Genomic DNA, 1,428 nt, shown 5'->3' with positions numbered 1-1,428 from the left:
GCGCACGGTTCAGGGCTTCAACGCTGCCGACCGGAGTGCTGGCCACCTGCAGGATCACCATGCCACCGGACAGGCCGGCATCACGGGCGCCCTCGCCCTTCACGGCGGTGATGCGGACACCCTCACCCGCCTCCAGGCCCAGCTGCTTGCGCTGCGGCGCAGTCAAGTCGGCAACGTCCAACCCCAGCAGGGCATTGGCGCCGGCCTGCGGAGCCGCCGTGTCATTGCCTGCGGACGGGCTGCGGGCATTGCCCTGCGCGTCCTCGGCCAGAGCGGTCAGGGTCGCGCTCAGGTCACGCGGCTTGCCATCGCGGATCACGCCCAGGGTGACGCGGCTGCCCGGTGCCATCGCACCGATCAGCGGCGGCAGATCGGACCAGCTGTTGACCGGCGCACCGTTCACCGTGCGGATCACGTCACCGATCTTGACCCCGGCCTTGGCCGCAGCGCTGTCCGGCACGATCTGGTTGACCAGCGCACCGCGGCTGTCGGGCAGGCCCATCGCCTGCGCCTTCAGGCCGTCGATTTCCTGCACCACCGCGCCGAGCTGGCCACGGGTGACCTTGCCGGTCTTCTTGATCTGCTCGACCGCGCTCATCGCCAGATCGATCGGGATCGCGAAGCTGATGCCCATGTAGCCACCCGAGGCCGAGAAGATCTGCGAATTGATGCCGACCACTTCACCACGGGTGTTCAGCAGCGGGCCGCCGGAATTACCCTGGTTGATCGCCACGTCGGTCTGGATGAACGGCACATAGCGCTGGTCCGGCCCACCGGTGTTGCGGCCGAGGGCACTGACCACGCCAGCGGTAACCGAGTGGTCGAGGCCGAACGGTGAGCCGATCGCGACAACCCACTGACCGGGCTTCAGGCTGTTGGAATCCCCCACGCGCACGGTCGGCAGGTTCTTGCCGTCGATCTTCAGCAGGGCGACGTCGTACTGCTGGTCACTGCCGATCACCTTGGCGGTGAACTCGCGACGATCGCCGAGCTTGACCTTCACTTCGCTGGCGTCGGCGACCACGTGGTAATTGGTCAGCACGTAGCCGTCAGGCGAAATGATGAAGCCCGAGCCCATGCCGCGGCCCTTGATGCTGGGGCCGCCGTCCTGCCCGCCAGGGCCCTGCCCGGGCATCGGGAAATCCGGGCCGAAGAAGCGGCGGAAGAACTCGGGCATCTCGTCATCGCCCGGGCCCATGCCGCCCCGCGCCTGGCGGTTGCTGCGGACGATGGTGGTGTCGACGTTGACCACACCGGGGCCGACCTGCTCAACCAGGTTGGTGAAGTCAGGCAGACCGCTGACCAACGGCTGCGCCGGTGCGCGTGGCGCCGCCGCGGCGGCGGCGGCCTGCGGCTGGGCGGCAGGCGCCGCCGGTTGGGCACAGGCCACCAGCGGCAGGGTCAGGGCGAACAGGCCAATGGCATGCG

At 68.9% G+C, this 1,428-nt stretch carries 1 protein-coding gene; it reads right to left on the bottom strand.

The window, feature by feature from the left end; genetic code table 11:
* Positions 1-1,420: DegQ family serine endoprotease (locus tag AB4Y84_RS21615; RefSeq protein WP_442250926.1), on the bottom strand; the 1,420-nt coding region annotated here is incomplete at its 3' end.
* Positions 1,421-1,428 lie beyond the last annotated feature (8 nt).

It is taken from the genome of Stenotrophomonas sp. 2YAF22, assembly GCF_052114665.1.
Taxonomy (GTDB): domain Bacteria; phylum Pseudomonadota; class Gammaproteobacteria; order Xanthomonadales; family Xanthomonadaceae; genus Stenotrophomonas; species Stenotrophomonas indicatrix.
This window is presented reverse-complemented; position numbering and strand designations above follow the sequence as displayed.